24 protein-coding genes and 1 tRNA gene are annotated in these 21739 nt (G+C 67.1%); 6 read left to right on the top strand and 19 right to left on the bottom strand.

The features are described 5' to 3' along the window. Nucleotides 1-25 precede the first annotated feature (25 nt). The 6 genes from ACFU4Z_RS30585 to ACFU4Z_RS30560 form a co-directional block, all read right to left on the bottom strand. Nucleotides 26-751, bottom strand: coding sequence for a DNA-binding response regulator (locus tag ACFU4Z_RS30585; protein WP_379069875.1), 726 nt, complete (start codon nt 749-751; stop codon nt 26-28). Between the two features lie 194 nt (nt 752-945). Then, nucleotides 946-1398, bottom strand: a complete 453-nt coding sequence (locus tag ACFU4Z_RS30580; protein ID WP_379069872.1) for a flavodoxin family protein — start codon at nt 1396-1398, stop codon at nt 946-948. A 54-nt stretch (nt 1399-1452) separates the two neighbouring features. Beyond that, a complete protein-coding gene (locus ACFU4Z_RS30575; RefSeq protein ID WP_379069869.1) occupies nt 1453-1731 on the bottom strand; it encodes a hypothetical protein in 279 nt (92 codons plus the stop codon). Nucleotides 1732-1898: 167 nt separating this feature from the next. Beyond that, nucleotides 1899-2414 (bottom strand): hypothetical protein, encoded by a 516-nt coding sequence (locus ACFU4Z_RS30570; RefSeq protein ID WP_379069867.1) that lies wholly within the window; start codon nt 2412-2414, stop codon nt 1899-1901. Then, nucleotides 2411-3157, bottom strand: coding sequence for a 4-hydroxy-tetrahydrodipicolinate reductase (gene dapB, locus ACFU4Z_RS30565; protein ID WP_379069864.1), 747 nt, complete (start codon nt 3155-3157; stop codon nt 2411-2413). The genes ACFU4Z_RS30570 and dapB overlap by 4 nt, the downstream gene beginning before the upstream one ends. A 256-nt stretch (nt 3158-3413) precedes the next feature. Continuing rightward, nucleotides 3414-3830, bottom strand: coding sequence for a MarR family winged helix-turn-helix transcriptional regulator (locus ACFU4Z_RS30560; protein WP_379069861.1), 417 nt, complete (start codon nt 3828-3830; stop codon nt 3414-3416). A gap of 44 nt (nt 3831-3874) precedes the next feature. Here ACFU4Z_RS30560 and ACFU4Z_RS30555 point away from each other — a divergent pair, with 44 nt between their 5' ends. Beyond that, a complete protein-coding gene (locus ACFU4Z_RS30555) occupies nt 3875-4342 on the top strand; it encodes a MarR family winged helix-turn-helix transcriptional regulator (protein WP_379069858.1) in 468 nt (155 codons plus the stop codon). 100 nt (nt 4343-4442) lie between these two features. On the opposite strand, the gene ACFU4Z_RS30550 is transcribed toward ACFU4Z_RS30555, so the two are convergent. Next, complete coding sequence (locus ACFU4Z_RS30550; protein WP_379069855.1) at nt 4443-5549, bottom strand: alcohol dehydrogenase catalytic domain-containing protein; 1107 nt, start codon at nt 5547-5549, stop codon at nt 4443-4445. Nucleotides 5550-5819: 270 nt separating this feature from the next. On the opposite strand from ACFU4Z_RS30550, the gene ACFU4Z_RS30545 reads away from it, so the two are divergent. Next, nucleotides 5820-6215, top strand: a complete 396-nt coding sequence (locus ACFU4Z_RS30545) for a VOC family protein (protein WP_379070073.1) — start codon at nt 5820-5822, stop codon at nt 6213-6215. 55 nt (nt 6216-6270) lie between these two features. On the opposite strand, the gene ACFU4Z_RS30540 is transcribed toward ACFU4Z_RS30545, so the two are convergent. Continuing rightward, the gene (locus ACFU4Z_RS30540) at nt 6271-7689 is read right to left on the bottom strand and encodes a pentapeptide repeat-containing protein (RefSeq protein WP_379069852.1); all 1419 of its coding nucleotides are present in this window, start codon (nt 7687-7689) and stop codon (nt 6271-6273) included. A gap of 157 nt (nt 7690-7846) precedes the next feature. Between ACFU4Z_RS30540 and ACFU4Z_RS30535 the strand changes: the two genes are divergently transcribed. Then, nucleotides 7847-8245 (top strand): hypothetical protein, encoded by a 399-nt coding sequence (locus ACFU4Z_RS30535; protein WP_379069849.1) that lies wholly within the window; start codon nt 7847-7849, stop codon nt 8243-8245. On the opposite strand, the gene ACFU4Z_RS30530 is transcribed toward ACFU4Z_RS30535, so the two are convergent. Continuing rightward, a complete protein-coding gene (locus ACFU4Z_RS30530) occupies nt 8238-8720 on the bottom strand; it encodes an anthrone oxygenase family protein (RefSeq protein WP_379069846.1) in 483 nt (160 codons plus the stop codon). The genes ACFU4Z_RS30535 and ACFU4Z_RS30530 overlap by 8 nt on opposite strands. An 89-nt stretch (nt 8721-8809) precedes the next feature. On the opposite strand from ACFU4Z_RS30530, the gene ACFU4Z_RS30525 reads away from it, so the two are divergent. Then, entirely contained in the window at nt 8810-9406 is a 597-nt protein-coding gene (locus ACFU4Z_RS30525; RefSeq protein ID WP_379069844.1) for a TetR/AcrR family transcriptional regulator, read from the top strand. Nucleotides 9407-9476: 70 nt separating this feature from the next. On the opposite strand, the gene ACFU4Z_RS30520 is transcribed toward ACFU4Z_RS30525, so the two are convergent. Then, nucleotides 9477-9548, bottom strand: a tRNA-Gly gene (locus tag ACFU4Z_RS30520). Nucleotides 9549-9700: 152 nt separating this feature from the next. Then, complete coding sequence (locus ACFU4Z_RS30515; RefSeq protein ID WP_379070070.1) at nt 9701-10903, bottom strand: MFS transporter; 1203 nt, start codon at nt 10901-10903, stop codon at nt 9701-9703. 103 nt (nt 10904-11006) lie between these two features. On the opposite strand from ACFU4Z_RS30515, the gene ACFU4Z_RS30510 reads away from it, so the two are divergent. Beyond that, nucleotides 11007-11342, top strand: coding sequence for an ArsR/SmtB family transcription factor (locus tag ACFU4Z_RS30510; protein ID WP_379069841.1), 336 nt, complete (start codon nt 11007-11009; stop codon nt 11340-11342). A gap of 40 nt (nt 11343-11382) precedes the next feature. Here the strand turns inward: ACFU4Z_RS30510 and ACFU4Z_RS30505 are convergent, their stop codons facing one another. From ACFU4Z_RS30505 to ACFU4Z_RS30490, 4 genes are all read right to left on the bottom strand, one after another. After that, nucleotides 11383-12678: a M16 family metallopeptidase gene (locus ACFU4Z_RS30505; RefSeq protein WP_379069838.1), complete on the bottom strand. Its 1296-nt coding sequence runs from the start codon at nt 12676-12678 to the stop codon at nt 11383-11385. Between the two features lie 95 nt (nt 12679-12773). Continuing rightward, entirely contained in the window at nt 12774-15053 is a 2280-nt protein-coding gene (locus ACFU4Z_RS30500; RefSeq protein WP_379069835.1) for a polyribonucleotide nucleotidyltransferase, read from the bottom strand. Nucleotides 15054-15453: 400 nt separating this feature from the next. After that, nucleotides 15454-15723: a 30S ribosomal protein S15 gene (rpsO, locus tag ACFU4Z_RS30495; protein ID WP_328403782.1), complete on the bottom strand. Its 270-nt coding sequence runs from the start codon at nt 15721-15723 to the stop codon at nt 15454-15456. Nucleotides 15724-15852: 129 nt separating this feature from the next. Beyond that, entirely contained in the window at nt 15853-16839 is a 987-nt protein-coding gene (locus tag ACFU4Z_RS30490) for a bifunctional riboflavin kinase/FAD synthetase (RefSeq protein WP_379069833.1), read from the bottom strand. Nucleotides 16840-17369: 530 nt separating this feature from the next. On the opposite strand from ACFU4Z_RS30490, the gene ACFU4Z_RS30485 reads away from it, so the two are divergent. Then, nucleotides 17370-18038 (top strand): metal-dependent transcriptional regulator, encoded by a 669-nt coding sequence (locus ACFU4Z_RS30485; protein WP_379070067.1) that lies wholly within the window; start codon nt 17370-17372, stop codon nt 18036-18038. Nucleotides 18039-18255: 217 nt separating this feature from the next. Here ACFU4Z_RS30485 and ACFU4Z_RS30480 read toward each other — a convergent pair whose 3' ends face one another. From ACFU4Z_RS30480 to npt, 4 genes are all read right to left on the bottom strand, one after another. Then, nucleotides 18256-18945 carry a hypothetical protein gene (locus tag ACFU4Z_RS30480; RefSeq protein WP_379069831.1) on the bottom strand — a complete coding sequence of 230 codons (690 nt, stop codon included), beginning with the start codon at nt 18943-18945 and terminating at the stop codon, nt 18256-18258. A 372-nt stretch (nt 18946-19317) separates the two neighbouring features. Next, nucleotides 19318-19740: an EF-hand domain-containing protein gene (locus tag ACFU4Z_RS30475; RefSeq protein ID WP_379069828.1), complete on the bottom strand. Its 423-nt coding sequence runs from the start codon at nt 19738-19740 to the stop codon at nt 19318-19320. 350 nt (nt 19741-20090) lie between these two features. Further along, nucleotides 20091-21023: a tRNA pseudouridine(55) synthase TruB gene (gene truB, locus ACFU4Z_RS30470; protein WP_379069825.1), complete on the bottom strand. Its 933-nt coding sequence runs from the start codon at nt 21021-21023 to the stop codon at nt 20091-20093. Next, complete coding sequence (npt, locus tag ACFU4Z_RS30465; RefSeq protein ID WP_379069823.1) at nt 21023-21697, bottom strand: 4'-phosphopantetheinyl transferase Npt; 675 nt, start codon at nt 21695-21697, stop codon at nt 21023-21025. The genes truB and npt overlap by 1 nt, the downstream gene beginning before the upstream one ends. Between the last annotated feature and the right edge of the window lie 42 nt (nt 21698-21739).

The following is a 21739-nucleotide window of genomic DNA, read 5'->3' as shown; positions in this document are numbered from 1 at the left end:
GTTCATTTCCGCTCGCTACGCTCACTCATGCGCGCGGATGCCGCTCGGGAACCGGTAGCCATCCGTCCTCCACCGCCCGCTTGTACAGATCGGTCTTGGTGGGAGCCGGACGGCCGGCATCGGCATACTTCTGCCGGATCCGGCCGAGATAGTCGTTCACCGTCTGCTCGGAGAGGCCGGTCAGCCTGGCCACCCGGGAGGCTTTCTCGCCGGAGGCGTACAAGGTGAGCACCTCTTCTTGACGCGGGCTCAAGCCGACGTCGGACAGCTGCGGGTCGCCGTCGATGGCCGCGGCCCAGTCGGTGGTCACCACCTGCTCGCCCGAGGACGCCCTGCGCACCGCCGCGACCACGGTCGGCACGTCCTCGGACTTGCGCACGACGCCGAGCACGCCGGCCTTCGCGGCCGCGCGCACCAGAAAGGCGTTGTCCGCACCGGTGAACACCAGGACCTCGATCCCGCGGCCACGCAGCGCACGCACGTTGTCCTCGGGCGAGGACCCGTCGGCCAGCCGCAGATCGAGCACCACCAAGTCCAGCGCGGGTTGCGTGGTGGGCACCGGCGGTATCGCGCTGTCGGACACCCCGCTCACAGCGGCGGCCAGTAGCTCCGGCACGGTTCCCGCAGTCAGCACCAGATCGAGATCCGGTTCCGGTGCCAGCATCGCGGCGAGCCCGATCGCGACCGATTCGTGGTCTTCGACGAGACCAATCCGTCGCGGCGCACACTCGCCACCTTCGACCCAGGTCACCTCGAACTCCCATCCCGAGCAACTCGTCCACAGCCTCATCGGTACAACATCACCATGAGTATGCCCGGCAGATACTCCCGGAGGTCAGCCACCAAAACCGGGGGGCCGCCTGGATACCAGCGGTGGCAGATTCGGCTCGGTCGCGGTCGAGTTCGCGAAATCGGGCCGGATGCCGATGTGGCGGGCGACGAACGTCAGGACATGAGCTGCGCGGCGATGGTCGCGCCGAGCTCCCAGCAGCGCTGGATATCGTTTTTCGTCGGCGGTCCCGAAACAACCACCGGGGCAGCGGCCTTGACCCAGCCCATACCCGTGGTGATGCTCTCGACGGCCCGCTCCGCGCCCTCGGTCCCCTGGTTACCGTGCAGATACAGCCCGTACGGGCGGCCACCGGTCGAGTCGAGGCACGGGTAGTAGCACACATCGAAGGCGTGCTTGAGCGCACCGGACATATAGCCGAGATTCGCCGGTGTCCCGAGCAGATAGCCATCGGCTGCCAACATGTCGACCGGTGTCACCGCCAGTGCCGCGCGGCGTATCACCTCGACACCTTCGATCTCCGGGTCCGTCGCACCGGACACCACCGCCTCGAACATCTCCTGCATGTGCGGCGAGGGTGTGTGATGAACGATCAACAACCGGGGCACGCCGCTGAGCGTAGCGCGGCCCGCGCCCAGTGCATGCGAGGCTGCGGCAGGCCGTCAGCCGATCTGCACCGATTGGCCGGTGTAGGTGCCGGACACGCCCGGCGCAAGAATCGCGGTGGCGGCGCCCGTGCAGCCCGGCGTCCGATAGACGGTGATGGTGCTGTTGGTGTCGTTGACGAAACTGGTCGTCTCCTCGATACCGAGGTTGATACACCCTGAGGGGTCGCTGTAGACGACGCCGCCCACGGTCAGATCGCCCGTGGCGGCCGCCGCCACTGGAGCGGTCGCAATCACCGCCAGCACACCCAGTACCGCAAGAATGCTACTTCGCATGTTGTGCTCCTCGCCGGTCGAATGGCCGGTGCACGCCCAACGCCGAAGCCGGACGATTGCCGGATTGTTGCTACTAACTGTAGTCCGACGGCACCCGGCGAGATACCGATATCAGACCGAAAGCCGGCCGGTTGACAGGATCACCGTATGGACACGAGCGCAGGTCGCTACCCCTCGCTGCGTTCGCGTTCCAGCTTCTCCAGCGCCACCGCGCGCCGCATGGTTTCGCGGGCACGGGTGCGGTCGCCCGCGTAGTCGTAGGCGCGAGCCAGCCGGTAGGAGACGCGCCAGTTGTCCGGATCCGCCTCCCATTCCTGCTTGACCCGGTCGAACAGTGCGTCCGCCGCCTCGCGTTCGATGCGGCCCGAGGCGCGGCGCGGCAGTGCGGAGGTGTCGAGTTCCATATCCTCGTCGTGGATGCGGCGAGCCAGGTGCTGATGCGACAGCGCGGCGCGCACGGTGGCCACCACCATCCACACACCGAGCAGCGGCAGGATCAGCACGCCGATGCCGATGACGATCGCGGCGACATCACCGGAACCGATGAGGCTCACCGCGATTCGGCCGAGCAGCAGGAAGTAGAAGCCGAGCACGACGACCAGCGCCGCCAGCAGTGCGACGATCTTGCGTACCTCGGCGCCGCGCCCGGGATCGGGCGACTCGACCGGTTCCGGTGTGCTCACAGATCCAACAACGGGTCGAGTCCGACAGTCAGGCCGGGGCGGTTCGCGATCTGCCTGACCCCGAGCAGCACGCCGGGCGCGAAGGAGTTCCTGTCGATGGAATCGTGCCGGATGGTGAGGGTTTCACCCTGGGTGCCGAACAGCACCTCTTGATGTGCGACGAGCCCGGCCAGGCGCACCGAATGCACTCGCACGCCATCGACATCGGCGCCGCGGGCGCCCTCGAGTTCGGTGCTGGTGGCGTCCGGACTGCGGCCGACGCCCGCGCGTTCACGCGCGGCCGCGATCAGCCCGGCGGTGCGGTAGGCGGTGCCCGAGGGCGCATCGGCCTTGTTCGGGTGATGCAGCTCGATCACCTCGACCGATTCGAAGAATCGGGCGGCCTGCTCGGCAAAACGCATGGACAGCACCGCGCCGATCGCGAAGTTGGGCGCGATCAGCACACCGGTCGCCGGGCGCTCGGCCAGCCAACCGCGCACCTCGTCGAGCCGCGCGGCATCGAAACCGGTGGTGCCGACGACCGCATGGATCCCACGCTCCACCAGGAACTTCAGGTTCCCCATCACCACGTCCGGGTGCGTGAAATCGACAACGACCTGCGTGTTCGACTCGCTGAACGCCTCGAGCGAATCGTCCTTGTCGACGGCCGCGACCAGCTCCAGATCGGTCGCCGCCTCCACCGCCGCACAGATCGCCTGTCCGACTTTCCCGCGTGCACCGAGCACTCCGACCCGAATGGTCACCGCACCTCCTCGTTCCGCTCCAGTTCCGCAAGCCTATAAGGGGACACCCGACCACGGTCCGACCGCCGTCTCGCGCCGGGCCCGGCGGAGCCGAGAACAGCCTCATACCGAGCGCAGCCGGGCGCAGGCCGTGATTAGAGCTCCCGACCGGCGGCCACTCGACAACGCCGATCAGTCGTGGCGAGGACTACACGGCAGCCCGGTCCGGGGTTTCCTTTGGCCTCGGTGCGCGCGAGCATCCGGCCCCACGCCTGCGCTAAGCCGCACTGCCAGCCATATTTCCGGCCATTTTTTCGAGGATGCGCACGGTCTCGAGATACTGCTCGTCGGTGATGCCCTCGACCATCGCCCGCCGCCGACGGCCGATTCGGATGAACGCCTCGTCATGCGTTGCGCGGCCCGCATCGGTCAGCGACAGCGTGCCCGAATCCTCGACGACGAAGCCGCGCTCCACGAGCTGCGCGACCTCCTGCTCCCATTCCCCCGCATGCGTCCAGAACGGCGCGAGGGCATCGCGGATCTCACCTGCCGGACGCGCCCCCTCGGCCAGCGAATGCAGCATCTGCCAGTGCCTGCGACTGAGCTCACCGGCGGCGAGATCCTCCTCGAATCGCTCATTGATCAGTCGATCGAGTTCCTTGAGCCAGTACCCGATCAGGCGCTTCTCGGCCATCTTTCCTCCAAAGCATGTATAGTGACAACTACATGTAGTCTTACATGAAAGTGAAGGCAATGGAAGAGCACGACGCGGTCACCGCAGCGGTCGAAACGGCGATGGTCCGAATCCGGCGCAGGCAGACCCGCGGCGCGCTGGCTGGGAAGTCTCCCGTACCCGTCGCCGTGTTCCGAGTCCTCGACGCCGTGGCCGAATCCGAATCCGCCACGGTCGGAACGTTGGCGCCCGCAGTGGGTGTCGATCAGCCGCGCGCGAGCCGCCTTGTCGCACAGGCAGTTTCGTCCGGACTGCTGAAGCGGGTCGCCGACCAGCACGATGGCCGCCGCGCCGTACTGCGCCTCACCCCCGACGGCGCAAGCCTGATGGCCGCCGCGCGCGACGGCCGCTGCGCCGCCATGGCCACCGCGATGGCGGACTGGACCGCCGATGAACGCACCGAATTCGCCCGCCTGCTCGGCCGCTTCGTCGACGCGCTCGACAACCCCGCCGCAGGACGTCGAGGCCCCTGACGATTCGACGGAGCTACGTCGCGGCAACAGGCTTCGTCAGTACTTCGATCAGCGCGGCAACGATCACGTCCACATCGAAGCTCGCTGCCGGAGGCGGCCGTCACTCGAAGACGATCACCTGGCGCAGTGCATGACCGGCGGCGAGTTCGTCCATCGCATGGTTGATTTCGTCGAGTCCGATGTGCGCGGACACCAGTCGCTCGACCGGCAGCCGCCCCTCGCGCCACATCCGGACGTACTGCGGAATATCGCGGGCAGGCACGGCCGAGCCGAGGTAGCTGCCGACGATCGAACGGCCCTGCGCGACAAGGGCAAGCGGCGAAATGCTCGCCTTGGCATCGGGTGCGGGCAGGCCGACGGTGACCGTCGTGCCGCCGGGCGCCGTTGCGCCGACCGCGGTTTCGAAGGCACGGATGTTGCCCGCCGCCTCGACAACGACCTCGGCCTGCACACTGTGCTCGACGACCTCGGCCGGCGTGTATGCCGCGGTGGCGCCGAGTTCCTTGGCCAGAGCGAGCTTTTCCGGAACCGTATCGACCGCGATGACCTCCGCGCCGCCCAGCGACACGGCCACGAGCAAGGCCGCCATCCCGACACCGCCGAGCCCGACAACCATCACCCGGTCGGCGGGTCCCGGCCGCGCGGAGTTGAGCAACGCGCCGCCACCGGTCAATACCGCACAGCCGAGCACCGCGGCGACCTCGGGGGGCACATCGTCGTCGACCGGAACCACCGACCTGCGATCCACGACGGCGTAGGTGGCGAATGCGGAGACGCCCAGATGATGGTGTACCGCCGCGCCGTCACGGTGCAGCCGTCGCCCGCCGTTGAGCAGCTCGCCGGCGTTGTTGGCCACACTGCCCGGCCCGCACGGTGTCCGGCCCTCGCTCGCACAGCCCGCGCATGCACCACAGCGCGGCAGGAACGTCATCACCACGCGCTGCCCGACCTCGATATCGGCGCCACCTGCGCCGACCGCCTCGACCCGACCGGCCGCTTCGTGCCCGAGCAGCATCGGGACCGGTCGCACGCGGTTTCCATCGACTACAGACAGGTCCGAGTGGCACAACCCGGCCGCCTCGATCCGCACCAGCAGCTCACCCGGACCCGGTTGGTCCAGCTCCAGCTCGCACACGATGATCGGCGCCGATTCGGCGAACGGCGCGGGCGCTGCGATCTGCTCCAGGACCGCACCACGAATCTTCATGCCGCCGACGCTACCGCTCGCGATCCGCCGCGCCCAGCGAACGCTTGGAAAGCGGCACGCGCACACCCCCTCGGGCCTGCCACGACGCCCTGTCTCCGAAGGGCCGAGCACAGCGTCTCGTTCGAGTGCAGGACGGCACATGATCAAGATCACGAAAAGCTGGCACCGCCGGCAATTTCAGTGCTAGCGTGTTCGGCCGTGACGGTGCTCCTGTAGGCCGCCTTGTACCGAGCCCAGGGTCGGGACCGTCACTACTCGAGGAGAAATCCCCTGTCAGTACAGTTCAACCACACAATTGTCGGTTGTCACAACAATCGGGTGTCCGCCGAATTCTGGGCAGACATCCTCGGCTTGGAACTCGGACCGGAATGGGGCCCGTTCATCCCGCTCCCCACGGGTAACGGAGTCACCTTCGACTTCGCGAACGTTCCCCCTCCCTACACCGAAATCCAGCCCCAGCACTACGCATTCCTGATCTCCGAGGCCGAGTTCGACGCGGCCTACGCCAAAATCCAGCGCTACAAACTGGACCATTGGGCAGACCCCCGCCAACAGGGCGTCAACGAGATCAACCACAACGACGGCGGCCGCGGCGTCTACTTCAAAGACCCCAACGGCCATTTCATGGAATTGATCACCGTCCCCTACGGCGGCTGGCCGACGTAACCACGACCGCGGGGCGGCGGTCGCCAGACACCGCCCCGCCGTCACCTGAACCTCGTCACCTGGTCGGCGCAGCGGGTTGAACCGGTGCTGGAGGCCAGGGGTTGGGCTTGACGCAGGCCGGCTTGCGGATGGGGTTGTCGTCCCAGTCGAAGTGTGCGCCGACCCAGGCTCTTGGGTGGTCGAATCGGATTTCGTTCGCGGCGAATCGAGTGGTGCGGAAGGAGATGTCGCCGAAGAAGTCGCCGTCGGAGAAGTCGACGGTGCGGCCGCCCAGGGTGGCGCGGGCGAAGGTGACGCCACCATGGAATTCGGCCTGGGTGAAGTCTGTTTCGCGAGTTCCTCTGGCGCGCAATCGCGATGACGCGCCCAGGTGGGCGTCATCGAAGTCGATGGCTGCGGCGTAGAACTGTGTGCCGGTGAAAGCGATTCGCGCGCTCGCGAACTCGGCGCCCGCGAAGGTGATCCGCTCGCCGTCCAGTGCCGCACGCTCGAACGAGGTGAGCTCGGCACGGAACTTCGCCTCGTGGAAAGATGTTCGCGCGCCGAGGAAACGAGCGCCGAGGAACGTGGTGCGCGGGCCGCGGAAGGCGACGCTCTCGAAGGACGCCGGGCAGTCGAAGATGGCGCCGTCGAAGGTGGTGCCGAAACCGGCGACCTCGTTCTTCTCGACGCGAGTCGACCCGAACTCGGCGTGGTCGAACAGTGCGGAACCACTCCGGAACGTTGCTTCGCGGAAGGTGACATGCGGACCAGCGAAGGTCGTGCGCTCGAATGTCGTGGTGCCGGTGAAAATCGCGCGCGCGAACGAGGTGTGCCGACCCGCGAATACCGCGTATCGGAAATCCGCCTGCTCGAGTACCGCGCGATTGAAGGTGAAATCGCGATCCGACCAGGAGATGTCCGCCGAGCGCCGCAGGTGGTCGGCGATCACCTTGACGATGGTTCGCCGCACCTCGCTGTCGTTCTGCCGGAATTGATAGACCCGTTCGACCTTGACGCCGGCTTCCTCGGTCGACTCTGCCCGCGACACAAGGTGATCGGCTGCCTCATCGAGGTCGAACGGCAACCGCAGATAGCCACACAGCACGTCGATGCACTGCTGCCTCCGGCTCGTCGCCGAGAACTCGTCGGCGACCCCGGCCATCGCGTAGACCCCCGCGATCCGGACCGCGACATCGGCATCGCCCAGCTGTTTGGCCGCGGCCCCGAACAACTCCGCGAACCGCCCGCGCTCGAGATCGCGTTGCCGCCGGTAGGCCACCACCAGCGCGACCGCGCCACCCACTCCCGCCGCCACCGACAGCGCGATCTTGGTGAGGTCCAACTGATTCGGCGTCTCCGCCTTCGCGCCCAGCGCCCACCACAACAACCACCAGGTCAGACCTGCGATCGCCAAGCCACACACCACGACCGTCACCACCGCCAGCAGCAATGCCGCGCGGTGGAGTCGGTCGCCCAACCTCCCCCATCGCATCTCCGCATGGTAACGGGATTGTCGCTCCCCGACTACCGGACGAGATCGGTGACCGCTGCGCCCCAAACCTTTTCGAATGTCCGCCCATTCGTGGCACCGACACGCGCACAGCTCGCCGATAAGCCTGCCAGGCGTGCTGCGGTCCTATGATTCGCGGATGTTTGCTGACGTCTCTTGTGATCCGGTGGCAGCGGTAGAGACGCTGCACGCCGACCTCGCCGCGTGGCTCGGTTCCGACGCGGCCGTGGAGGTCTTCGATCGATTCGCCGCGGCCCAGCACGAGGAATTCTCGATGGTGACCACATCGGGTGAGGTACTCGGCCGGGCCGAACTGCTCGCGGGGTTGCGTGGCGCCCGAAATATCCAGCCGGGGTTGAAGATCGATATTTCCGACGTGCAAGAGCTGTCCCGGGAAGGCAATACCGTGGTGGTCCGCTTTCTGGAGATGCATCGCCTCGCCGGCACGGGAAGCTGCCGACAGGTGACCGCCGTGCTTGTCGCCGAAGGCCCGGAATTCCGCTGGCGCACCGTGCACGAGACCGAAGTCTCTACCTGAGGACCGCTCGCTCGCCATCGGTCGATGATCCGACTACCACCGCGATCGCCAAGACGAAGGCGGCCAGCGCACATCCGGTCCTGGTGAAGTGGAACAGCTCCCAGCGCCGCAGGATCGCGGCGTAGTCGCTGGGTGGGCCGCTGACCATCCACACCTTGATCTGCCCGTTGATCGGCACATTGCCGAGGCGCGTGACCAGGAACGAGGTGAATGCGAGCGCGGCGGCGCAGGCAGCCGCCCATCGCGATCGGGACGTAGATCGCGCGGCGAGGGCCAGCGTGCTCAGTATGGTCAGCCCCATGAGGATCTGCATGACCGGGCCGTTGACCCGCATGAGTGTGGTGTGGAAGGTGAACCGAACGTCCAGGGGCACCGCGCGGAACGCGTACAGCACATTGACCGCGCCGTATCCGAAGGCCCCGGCCAGTAGGCCGGGAAACAATAGTGCCGCCGGCCGAACGAGTTTCGACAGCATGGGGTACTCCCGTCTCATTTATTGCAACTCCATGTTGCGATAGCATCGAGCTTGCCTTGATTTACCCGATATCGCAACAAGGAGTTGCAATGAGTTCCACCGCACCGCTCGGACGTGGCCCGAAGGTGCGTGCCGCCGTGCTGGCCGCGACTGTCGAGGAACTCGGCGAACATGGCTATGCGGCGCTCACGGTGGAGAACGTGGCCCGCCGCGCAGGCGTGCACAAGACCACCGTCTACCGGCGATGGCCCGATCGCGATGCGCTGATCGCCGACGCACTCGGCGACAGCGTCGCCACCGACATCCCCATCCCCGATACGGGCTCCATCGACGAGGACCTGCGCGGACTGGCACGGGGCTTGGTCACCTGGGTGAAAAGCTCAGGCGGACAGGCGGTTTTGTCGGTGCTACTGTCGGAGACGACGGGTGCCGCCCGGCCCCCCGATGCCGTCAGGCACGTCTTCCGCGATCGCATCCGCACGTCGCTTCCCGTGGTCGGCCGCGCCGTCGAACGCGGCGAACTCCCTGCAGGCACCGATGCGGCCGAACTCGTCAAGGCGCTGGTCGCCCCGATCTACTTCCGCGCACTCATCACGCGAGAACCGGTGACCGACGCGACCGCCGATGCCGCTGCCCGACTGGCACTCACCGGAGCGCGAGCGGGACTGTTCGACAAGGGCGGATGACGAGTTCGTTGCCACCACGGTCACAACGGCATCCCCAGTAGCTCGATGCCGCTGCCGGGGGATTTACGAGAGCGGATGACGGGATTTGAACCCGCGACCCTCACCTTGGCAAGGTGATGCGCTACCACTGCGCTACATCCGCATACGCGTCCCGATAGCTTGTTTGCCGTCGTGGCGCGGTGTGAACAATACCGGACACCGCCGAGGAATCGGGAATCGCGGTACTACGTGGAGTACATCGGTCCAGGTCGAAGCAGGTCCCCGCGTCCCGGCTGCCGCGGGGACCCGCTTCGCTCACGCCACTGTTTGCCGGGCTTCCCGGTTTCGCCGCAGGCCCAAGCCCGCGGCCACGAGGCAGGCGAGGGCGACCACGCCGACGAACCATGGGAAGACCGTGGTCAGGCCCCAGGTGGTCGCGGCCCAGCCGGCCAGGATGGTCGGCAGCGCCATGGCGGAGTAGGCGAGCAGGTAGTACGCCGACATCGTTTCGCCGCGCTTATGTCGCGGCACAACCTCGGACAGGTGGCGTATCGAACCACCGAAACCGAGACCGAAGGTCGTGCCGAGCAGCACGCCGGCACCGAGGACCATCACCCAGCTGTGGGTGTCGAGGGCGGGCACAGTGAGCAGCAACGCGATCGCCATGCCTGCGTCACCGATGATCGCCGCCCTGCGCGCGGGAACTCCGGTCGCGAACAGCTGCGAGGCGGCGCCGGACAGCGACGTCGAGGCGACCACCGCTCCACCGAACACCAAGTTGTGGATGCCGGTCTTCTGCGCGGCCAGCGACGGGTACAGCGACAGCAGCACACCGAGCACCGACCATGCCGCCATCACACCGATCGCCGAGAACCAGAAGTCGCCACGAATCTCTTGCGGGACAGCCGGTTTGGCGATCCTGATCCGGCCGGCGACGCGGGCGTTGTGCGGCTCGTTCAGCGCGAGCACACCGACGCCGATGATCAAGCAGACCACGGTGATGACGACATAGGGCGTGCGCAGCGGATTCGGCGCGTACTGAGCCAACAGCGCGGAACCCAGAATCGCCACGGCCATACCGATATTGAACGCCACACCACTGAGCTGCCCGGACCGCGCACCCCGGGTGGGACGCATGTCCAGCAGCGCCGCCGCACCCGCCACAACCGTCGAGCCGACCGCCATGCCGTGCAGTGCGCGAGCCAACAGCAGCATCGGCACCGAGTCCGCCAGCATGAACACCACGAGTCCGACGATCATGGTGGCGAATGCGCCGAGCAGCACCGGCTTGCGCCCGACGACATCGGAGATCCGGCCCGATACCAGCACCGCGCCGAGCGCGGCGACCGCGTACACGGCGAAAACAATGGTCGTGGTGAGCGGCGAGAGGTGCCACTCCTTCTCGTAGATGCCATAGAGGGGTGCGGGGACCCCCGAGACGCCGAGCGCTACGCCGGTGGCTGCCAGGACCAGTGCGTAGGCCCAGCGTTGTGAAGTCTGTTCGTCGGCGGCCACCATTGTCGCTGCCATCGCAGCTCCCATCAGGTGAGTTTGATCCTCATCGAACTTGATTAGCCTACATCCGGTATGATGATCGTCAAACCCACCAGTGAGGTAGATCATGACCGGAGCTAAGGAACTGGCCTCGGAGACCGTAACACCGCCGGTGGCGGCCCTGGCGACCGTGCTCGGCGCGCTGCAGGACCCGGTGCGGCTCGAGATGGTGCGCCGCCTGAGCAACGCAGGCGATGCCGTGCGCTGTGGCGCGCTCTACGAGGTGATCAACAAGTCGACCGCAACGCACCACTTCAAGATTCTGCGCGAAGCGGGCGTCATCGAACGACTGGTTATCGACGGTCAAACCTGTCAGCGGCTGCGCACCGAAGACCTGGAATCCGCGCTTCCCGGCGTACTCCCCTCGATCGTCGACGCCGCCAACCGCGCCCGCGAGGCCTGACGACAGCCCGCCGGCGCTGAGCCTACCTGGCTATGAACCCTCAGCCGTCGACCAAACGACGTACGGAAGAGGGCAATTCGCGGGTACGACGGTAGGGCCCGGCGACGGAAGCGCCGAACGGCCTGGCCAACAACGTGGCCGCGATCGCCGACACCTCGTCGGTGGTCACCGCGTCGATGCGCGCCAACGTTTCCGACACACTCCGATGGTTGCCGTAACTGAGTTCGCTGCGGCCGATCCTGTTCATCCTGGATGCGGAATCCTCCAGACCGAGCACCAGACCGCCGCGCAGCGATCCCTTGGCGCGCGCACACTCGGCATCGGTGATCCCGTCGGCGGCAACATCTTCCAGCACACCACGGGCCAGCGACGCCACCCTGCCGAGATTCTCGGGCTGACAACCGATGTACACCGAGAACGCTCCGGTATCGGCGAAGGTGTCGACACTCGAGTACACCGAGTACGCCAGCCCGCGTTCCTCCCGAATCCGTTGGAACAGACGGGAACTCAACCCGCCGCCGACCACGGTGTTGAGGACCGACAGCGGCCAGCGCTGCTCACCCTCATGCCGCCCGAAGGCACGCACGCCGAACGCCAGGTGGGCCTGTTCGCTGTCGCGGTGACTGCGCTGCAGTCCCGGCGCGCACTGCGGCCGGAACCGTCCCTCCCGCCGCGGGGCTGGTACGGCGGCCGGATCGAGCCGATCGGCGAACGCACGGTGCACCAGTTCCACCGTGTGCTCGTGCTCCACGTTGCCCGCCACCGCGATGACCATCCGATCCGGCCGGTAGCGGCGCAGATGGAACCCGCGCAACTGCGCGGCCTGCATCGATTCGATGGACTCGATGGAACCGATCACCGGCCGTCCGAGCGGGTGATCGCCGAACAGCGCGGTGAGGAACGCGTCACCGACCAGATCCTCCGGATCATCGTCGCGCATGGCGATTTCCTCGAGCACCACCTGCCGTTCCACGTCCACGTCGGACGCTCGGCACAGGCCGTTGAGCACTACGTCGGAGACCATGTCGACGGCCAGTGGCAGATCCTCGTCGATCACATGCGCGTAGTAGCAGGTCTGCTCCTTCGCGGTGAACGCATTGAGCTCCCCGCCGACGGCATCCATCGCCTGGGCGATGTCCAGCGCCGATCGCGTCGGAGTCGCCTTGAACAGCAGGTGTTCCAGGAAGTGCGCGGCACCGGCGACGGTGGGTCCCTCGTCGCGCGAACCGACGCCGACCCACACGCCGATCGAGGCCGAACGCACACCGGGCACGTGCTCGGTGACCACGCGCAGTCCGCCGGGCAGCACGGTGCGTCGCACACCCGAGTCGGTCATCCGCGCATCATCCGCTCGCAGCTCTAGTGACGAACCCCCCTGCTCGCCGCGGAGCAGAGGGGTTGCCGTCTTCTTCTTCGTCACAAAGACAAGTACTACTCGGTCTCCGCCGTGCCCGCATCAACGGTGTCATCGGCAGCAGGCTCGTCAGCATTCTCGTCGACCGGCACCAGCGAGATCTTGCCGCGGTTGTCGATGTCGGCGATCTCCACGCGCAGCTTGTCGCCGACGTTGACTACGTCCTCGACCTTGGCGACGCGCTTGCCGTTGCCCAGCTTGGAGATGTGGACCAGGCCGTCACGGCCCGGCAGCAGCGAGACGAACGCGCCGAAGGCAGTGGTCTTGACGACCGTGCCGAGGAAGCGCTCGCCGACCTTCGGCAGCTGCGGGTTCGCGATGGCGTTGATCAAGTCGATCGCCGCCTGCGCCGCAGGGCCGTTGGTCGCACCGACGTAGACGGTGCCGTCATCTTCGATGGAGATGTTGGCGCCGGTCTCCTCGGTGATCTGGTTGATCACCTTGCCCTTGGGGCCGATGACCTCGCCGATCTTGTCGACCGGGATCTTGATCGCGGTGACGCGCGGCGCGTACTGGCTCATCTCGTCCGGGGTGGCGATGGCCTCCGCCATGACCTCCAGGATGGTGGTGCGTGCGTCGTGCGCCTGGGCCAGCGCACCGGCGAGCACCTGTGAGGGGATGCCGTCGAGCTTGGTGTCCAACTGCAGCGCGGTGACGAACTCACTGGTGCCCGCGACCTTGAAGTCCATGTCGCCGAAGGCATCCTCGGCGCCGAGGATGTCGGTCAGCGCGACATAGCGGACCTCGTCCTCGCCCTTGTCGTTCTTGACGGTGTCGGACACCAGGCCCATGGCGATACCCGCGACCGGCGCCTTCAGCGGCACACCGGCGTTGAGCAGCGACAGGGTCGAGGCGCAGACCGAGCCCATCGAGGTGGAACCGTTGGAGGACAACGCCTCCGACACCTGACGGATGGCGTAGGGGAACTCTTCCTGGCTCGGCAGCACCGGCATCAGGGCCCGCTCCGCGAGCGCGCCGTGGCCGATTTCGCGGCGCTTCGGCGAACCGACGCGACCGGTCTCACCGGTGGAGAACGGCGGGAAGTTGTAGTGGTGCATGTAGCGCTTACTGGTCTCCGGGCCGAGCGAGTCGACCTGCTGCGCCATCTTCACCATGTCCAGGGTGGTGACACCCAGGATCTGGGTCTCGCCACGCTCGAACAGCGCCGAACCGTGTGCACGAGGCACCACGGCGACCTCGGCGGAGAGTGCACGGATATCGGCGAGACCGCGACCGTCGATGCGGAAGCCGTCGGACAGAATGCGCTGGCGCACAAGCTTCTTGGTGACCGAGCGGAATGCGGCGCCCAACTCCTTCTCGCGACCGATGAAGTCGTCGCCGAGGCGGGAAAGCACGTCGAGCTTGATGTCGTCGATCTTCGCCTCGCGCTCCTGCTTGTCCGCGATGCTCATGGCCTCGCTGAGCTCACGCTTGGCGGTGCCCTCGACGGCCTCGAAGACGTCGGCCTCGTACGGCGGGAACAGCGGGAACTCGCCGGTCGGCTTGGCCGCCAACGACGCGAGGTCCTGCTGCGCCTTGCACAGGCGGGCGATGAACGGCTTGGCAGCCTCCAGGCCCTCGGCGACAACGGCCTCGGTCGGCGCGGTCGCGCCGCCCTCGATCAGTGCGATGACCTTGTCGGTGGCCTCGGCCTCGACCATCATGATCGCGACATCGCCGGACTCGACGACGCGGCCCGCGACAACCATGTCGAACACGGCGCCCTCGAGCTGTTCGACGGTCGGGAACGCGACCCACTGGCCCTCGATCAGCGCGACGCGCACGCCGCCGACCGGACCGGAGAACGGCAGACCCGCGATCTGGGTGGACGCCGACGCGGCGTTGATGGCCACCACGTCGTAGAGATCATTGGGATCCAGGCTCATCACGGTGACGACGACCTGGATCTCGTTGCGCAGACCGTCGACGAAGGACGGACGCAGCGGCCGGTCGATCAGGCGGCAGGTCAGGATCGCGTCGGTGGACGGACGGCCCTCGCGACGGAAGAACGAGCCGGGGATACGACCAGCGGCGTACATCCGCTCCTCGACGTCGACCGTCAGCGGGAAGAAGTCGAACTGGTCTTTCGGGTGCTTGCCCGCGGTGGTGGCCGACAGCAGCATGGTCTCGTCGTCCAGGTACGCGACGACCGAGCCTGCGGCCTGACGGGCCAGACGGCCGGTCTCGAAGCGGACGGTGCGGGTGCCGTAGCTGCCGTTGTCGATCAGCGCGACAGACTCGAACACACCGGGTTCGACCTCGACGGCCGAGGACGTGCGTTCAGTTGTTTCGGTCATTTTCTTCTCTCAACCTCTCGTCTTCGCCGAGTCGAGCGCGTCATGGGCGCGACTCGGCTATTCGTCAGCCGTACCGGATACGGGCGCGCGGCAACCCTCCTGGCTGCAACGCGCGCACCCGGCCAGATCCCCTTGGATTCGGCGACGCGGAGGCGGTCATCGATCGAAGCCCGCCGGCGGAGTTTCACCTGCCGGGAGGCCACTACCGAAGACCGACGCCACGCGGCGGGTGCATACGGCTGTGCAATGTTGTCGTGTAGATGGGTGATGCTGTCTGTAGCAACCTACTGAGCGGTCGCGACACCTTTTGCCCCTCATACACAAATAGCCAACGGGGAGATTGTATGCCTCCCCGTTGGCCGGTTCGCCGACTACCTCCGGTAGCCGGTGTGTCGAGCGATCAGCGGCGCAGGCCGAGACGCTCGATGAGGGAACGGTAACGCGCGATATCGCTCTTCTGCAGGTACTTCGAGAGGCGACGACGACGGCCGATCAGCGCGAGCAGGCCGTGGCGCGTGTGGTGGTCGTGCTTGTGCACCTTCAGGTGCTCGGTGAGGTCGGAGATCCGCTTGGACAGCAGCGCGATCTGGGCCTCCGGCGAACCGGTGTCCTTCTCGTGCAGGCCGTACTCGGCGAGAATTGCCGACTTCTGCTCGGTGGTCAGTGCCATGGGGCATCCACTCCTATTTCTCAGTCCCGCGCTCGAAATCCGGTTACCCGGCTGGGCGCCACCGCGGACCGCAGCAAACCCGAGGATCCACCCTACCGGATGAGTTCCGGCGAACCGAATCGCGGTCGCTCAGGCCTCAGGCGCCGTCGATGTGTCGGCAACGGAGAGCACCTTGCGGGCGTTGTCCACGTCGCGGCCCATCGCTTCGAGCAGCTCTTCGATCGAATCGAACTTGCGCATCCCGCGCAGGTGCTCCACGAAGTCCACCGCGACATGCTGGCCGTAGAGATCGGCCTCGCCGTCGAGCACGTACGCCTCGACAGTCCTGGCACGGCCGGAGAAAGTGGGGTTGGTGCCGACCGAGATCGCGGCCATCGCGCGCTCGCCCGGTGTCACCGTGCCAATGGTCGGACCAGGGCCGAGCACGGTGAACCAGCCCGCGTACACGCCGTCGGCGGGGATCGCCGCGTGCATCGGCGGCGCGACATTCGCGGTGGGAAAACCGAGTTGTTTGCCGCGTCCGTCGCCGTGCACCACAACGCCCTCGACGCGGTGCGGCCTGCCGAGCGCCTCGGCCGCCGCGCCCATATCGCCCGCGTCGACGCAGGCGCGAATGTAGGTGGAGGAGAAGGTGACCGCGTGCTCGCCGATCAGCTTCACGCCGTCGACCTCGAAACCGAACCGATCACCGAGCTCGCGCATGGTGTCGATGGTGCCCGCGGCCTTCTTGCCGAAGGTGAAGTTGTCCCCCACCACCACCTCGACCACGTGCAGCCGCTCGACCAGCAGATCGTGCACGTAGCGGGCCGGTGTCAGCTTCATGAACTCCTGGGTGAACGGTATGACGCAGAACACGTCGACCCCGAGTTCCTCGGCCAACTCCGCCCGCCGGGTCAACGTGGTCAGCTGCGCGGGATGCGATCCGGGGCGCACCACTTCCATGGGGTGCGGGTCGAAGGTCATCAGCACCGCGGGAACACCGCGCGCGGCAGCGGCCTTCACGGCCCGGCTGATCAGCTGCGCGTGACCGCGGTGCACACCGTCGAACACACCGATCGTGAGTACACACCGCCCCCAGTCCGCGGGCACCTCGTCGAGACTTCGCCATCTCTGCACAGTCCGCAGCCTATCTTGCACAGCCGAACACGGTCTGACCGAAGTCCGCGCGGGCGGGGGCGAAGCCCTCGGCAGCCATCGATCTCACACAACCCGACGCAGTCCGCTCGAAATCCGCGCCGAGCCGGAGCGGAGCCGACGGTAGCCGCCGATCTGACCACAACCGAACAGAGTTGGACCGAAGTCCGCGCCGCAGCGAAGCCGGAGGCCGCCGCATCCAGCACAGCCCGGCCGCAGCAGGCACCGAGCCGCAGCAAATTCGAAGGCGGGTGCCATCGCGCATCGTCGGGGCACGCGAGGCCGCGATGTCACACAACGCTTCCGGTGTCGTATACGGAGGGTGAATACGGCGTTCGCCCGTGCGGCGCGATGTGTGATTCGGCAGGCATATGCCTAAGCTCGGGTATGTGCCCGGTAAACGAGATATCGCCACCCGACGCGAGCTGGCCGACACCGCGGCGCAGCTCAGAGATGCCGCGCAGCAGGCAGGCGGCTCGACGCACGGCGAACCGCACGGCAGCACCGTGACGATGGCGCCGGTGCTCTCGTCGGTGGCTCAGGACTACCTCAAAGTGATCTGGACCGCGCAGGAGTGGTCGCAGGAGAAGGTGTCGACGAAGCTGCTGGCCGAGCGGATCGGCGTTTCGGCCTCCACCGTCTCCGAGGCGGTCCGCAAACTCGCCGATCAAGGTCTGGTGGAACACGCTCGCTACGGCTCCATCACACTCACCGAGGACGGCCGCCTCGCGGCGATCGCTATGGTGCGCAGGCACCGGCTGATCGAAACGTTCCTGGTCAATGAGCTCGGCTACGGCTGGGACGAGGTGCACGACGAAGCCGAGGTGCTCGAGCACGCGGTCTCCGAACTCCTGATGGCACGCATCGACGCCAAACTCGGCTTCCCGGACCGCGACCCGCACGGCGACCCCATCCCCTCGGTCGACGGCGCCGTCCCCACCCCACCGGCCCGCCAGCTCAGTGACTTCTCGGCCGCCGAATCCGGCCGCGTCGCCCGCATTTCCGACGCCGATCCCGACATGCTGCGCTACTTCGACTCCGTCGGCATCGCCCTCGACACCCCGATCGCCGTCGTGGAACGTCGCGACTTCGCGGGCACCATCGCCATCCGCATCGAGGACCGCACCATCGATCTCGGCAGCCTTGCCGCCCAGGCCATCTGGCTCACCACCACCGACTGACCGCGGACCCACCGGGCCCCTCAGCGCTGCTTCGACGAAAGCACCTCTGGGACAACGCAAGAGCCGATGCGGTGCCCTCGTGACAGCGCCGATGAGTGACCCGTCTGCGCAGCGGGGGCTGCTCGATCTTTTTGTTGATGTCCATGCAGGAGGTCTACTCCGGTACCGACTTCGCGACCTGCGCGTAGGCGTTACCCCTGCGGGCAGCCAGCGGAGGTCAGCACGTCGGGAAGTAGCGCTGCAGACGAGTGGGGACGCCGTCGGCGAGGGCTTCGGTCCAGCAGGTGTCGTGCGGGAAGCCGGTGTAGGTGGTCCAGCCGTCCGGATTGTGGACGACGATGCGCTGGGAGTCGCCGGGGACGTCCCAGACGATGACGGCCCAGCCGCCCTCGCATTCGGAAACCGTCGCGTGGGCGGCGGCGAGGTACGGCGGAACGTCGAGGTCGTCGACGATCGCTGCCGCGGTGCACGGTGGCGGCACCGGATCCTCGAATCGCAGTACGCCGGAGACGATCTGGCCGGGTGCGGTCACGAAGGTGCTGTGCATGCCCTCGGGCACCGGCGACGAGCCCGGCGGCGGTTGCATGGTGAAGAGGTAGCAGCCGACCGGCACGGCGAAGGTGGTGGTGCCGTTCCCGTCCGTGGTCCCGGTCCAGTGCCGCGTCTCGGTCGTCTCGCCGACCGGAATGTCGTGCCGCGCAGGATCGCACGGCTGCACCAGCCGAACCGCCACCGGCACGTTCGCAACTGCGCCGCCGGATACGGTCAGCGTCTTGATGACCAATGCCGAGCTGTCCGGGGGTGGCAGGATCGGCGGCGCCTCGGGTGCGGGCAGGGAGGGAACAGTGGTTGCCTGCGGCGCGACCGTGTGAGTCGTCGACCCCGGCGCTGCGCCCGTATTCGTCACCGCTACCGAACTTCCGCGCGACGGCAGTGACGATTCATCGCCATCACCACAAGCAACAGCAGCTACCACCACCGCGGCGCAAACCATTGCCCGCTGGACGACACGCATCCCCATCGACATCGGCCTTCCGATCGATCGTTGCTCCTGACACCTGAACTATCGCCCCGAAGGCAGCCGGAGTTAACCCAGGTCAACCCGCATAGGCAAGGTCGCAGTCCGGTCCGGTCCGTGATCTACACCCGGTCTGATGGGCTATCTACTCCTGCGCGGATCGCGAATACGCCCGACACGGAGCCCATGGCGAAGCACTCGAACGCACGTCTCCACGCCGCCGCGACCAGCAAGTCCGCCGTCACAAGCGGACTGCCGGGGTCAGCGGGAGAGGAAGTCGAGGAGGGCTCGAAATTCTGGGAGCGAGAGGTAGCCGTCGCCGTCTGTGTCGGCGGCCGCCAGGAGAGATTCGGCTGGTTCGTCGATGCGGCCCGCGCCGACGTGGCGGATCAGGGATTCGAGTTCGTCGACGGAGATTCGGCCGTCGCCGTTGGTGTCGAAGACGCGGAAGGCGGCGTCGGCGTCGGTGACCTCGATGCGGCCTGCGACGAGGGCGGCGTCGAATTCAGCCTTGGAGACCAAGAAATCGCCGTTGGTGTCGACGGCGGCGACCAGGCGTTCGATCGCCTCGGCATCGACGTCCAGTCCGAGGGCGCTGATGCCGACGGTGATGTCGTCCACCGAAACCAGCCCGTCGCCGTCACGATCCCACAGTTCGAATGTGTCGACCGGTCGTTCACTCATTGCCTACGCCTTCCACCGCCGCCGCCGATCCCGAGTGCCGACGTCGGGCCACTGGCCACTCTACGGATTCCGTTGCACCGGAGCCTGTCCGAGCGAGCGGCGCGGGAGTTTCCGGCTCAGGCCGGTGCGGTGATGACGCGGGTGCCGAGCTCGACGCCGGTTGTCATCGACCCTGGACAGCAGTGCCTACGACACCGTGCTGAGGGACGATGTCGCGCGAGTGGCTGGAAAACCGCGCCTTCTCCCGCACCGCGAACTCCGTGAGGTCTGCATCGGCGCACTCGAACCCGTTCTCGGCGCCCTGGACGAGTGATCCGGCATCGGGCTCGGACCGACAGCGCGGGCACGATTCAGTCGACCAGCCCGCGCGGTCGCACGACCATCACGGAGGCGGCGCGCCTACCGCTCTCCTCCAGCAGCGCGATGGCTGTTCCGTCTTCGGTGAGCGCGGCATGCACACCCTTGATTCCGATCGGCTCGAGCCAACGCCCGTCGCGCAGCGAATCGGCCTCCTCCGCACTGATCGTGCGGTGCGGGAAGGCGGTTCGGACGGCGTCGTCCATGCCCAAGCTCAGCAGCGGGGTGCCGGCTTCCGCGGCGAGCGCCAATTCGTCCAGGGTGCGGGCGTGTTCGAGGGTGAAGGGGCCGACTCTGGTGCGGCGCAACACGGTCAGGTGGCCGCCGACGCCGAGAGCGGCACCGAGGTCGCGGGCCAGTGCGCGCACGTAGGTGCCCGAGGAGCATTCGACTTCGACGTCGAGGTCTACGAAGCCGCCGTCCGAAACATCGTGACGGGCAAGAACATCGAAGCGGGACACCCGCACGGGGCGGGCGGCGAGCTGCACGTCCTCACCGGCGCGGTGGCGCGCATAGGCGCGTTCACCGTTCACCTTGATCGCGCTGACGGTGGCAGGCACTTGTTCGATATCGCCGGTCAGTTCCGCTGTGTGCGTGGCGATTTCCCCATCGGACAGGTGGGTGGCCGCTGTCGTCGCGAGCACCTCGCCCTCGGCGTCGTCGGTGGTGGTGGCCTGGCCGAGGCGAATGGTCGCGGTGTAGGCCTTGGTGGTGAGGGTGAGCAGCCCGAGCAGCTTGGTGGCGCGCTCCACGCCGAGCACGAGCACCCCGGTGGCCATCGGGTCCAGCGTGCCCGCGTGACCGACCTTCTTGGTGCGCAACAGCTTCCGGCACTTCGCTACCACGTCGTGACTGGTCCAGCCGCCATCCTTGTCCACGATCAGTAGACCGCCGAGCACATCGGGGCGCACCGTCGAGCCCGCCATCAGCCGTGCACAATCGCGGTGAGGATGAGCCCGTCGCCGATCATCCAGCGACCGTCGAACGAGGTCAACGGCACGCCGCCGTCATTGGTCTGCCCTGGCACCAGCAGCTCGCTGTGGAAGGTTCCGGTGCCTGCGCCGTCGGAGCTCTCGTCGATGGTGAAGGTGATGTGCGCGTCCTCGAACCCGAGCCAACGCGACGTCAGCGGCCACCACGCCTTGTAGGTGGCCTCCTTGGCACAGAACAGCAGTCGGTCGAGATGCACGGCAACGAGGGGGCCTGCACTGGTGAGCCACGCCCGCTCCGGCGGCAGGCTCACCGAGTCCAGCACGCCCTCGGGCAGCGGACCATGCGGTTCGGCATCGATCCCGACGGACCGGAACCGCAGCTTGTGCGCCAGCGCCGCCGCCCGATACCCGTCGGTGTGCGTCAGGCTCCCGACAATGCCGCGCGGCCACACCGGCGCACCCCGCTCGCCTTTACCGATGGCAACCGGCGGCTCGCCGAGCTCCGCCAACGCGAGTCGCGCGCAATGCCGGGCTCCGATGAAGTCCCGACGCCGCTTCTCCACCGACTTCGCGATGAGGTGCTCCTCCGCCGGATGCGCCGTCAGCTCCTCCGGGTACTCCAACAGCTCGGCCGAGGCCACACCAGCAGGCAGAATTTTCTCGATCATCGCCAACGAGCGTAGTCCAGCCCGGATGGCGCGAGCATGCGG

This window comes from Nocardia sp. NPDC057440, assembly GCF_042802915.1.
In the GTDB taxonomy this organism is placed as follows: Bacteria; Actinomycetota; Actinomycetes; order Mycobacteriales; family Mycobacteriaceae; genus Nocardia.
Note: the sequence above shows the minus strand (reverse complement) of the source record. Positions and strands in the feature narration are given on the sequence as shown.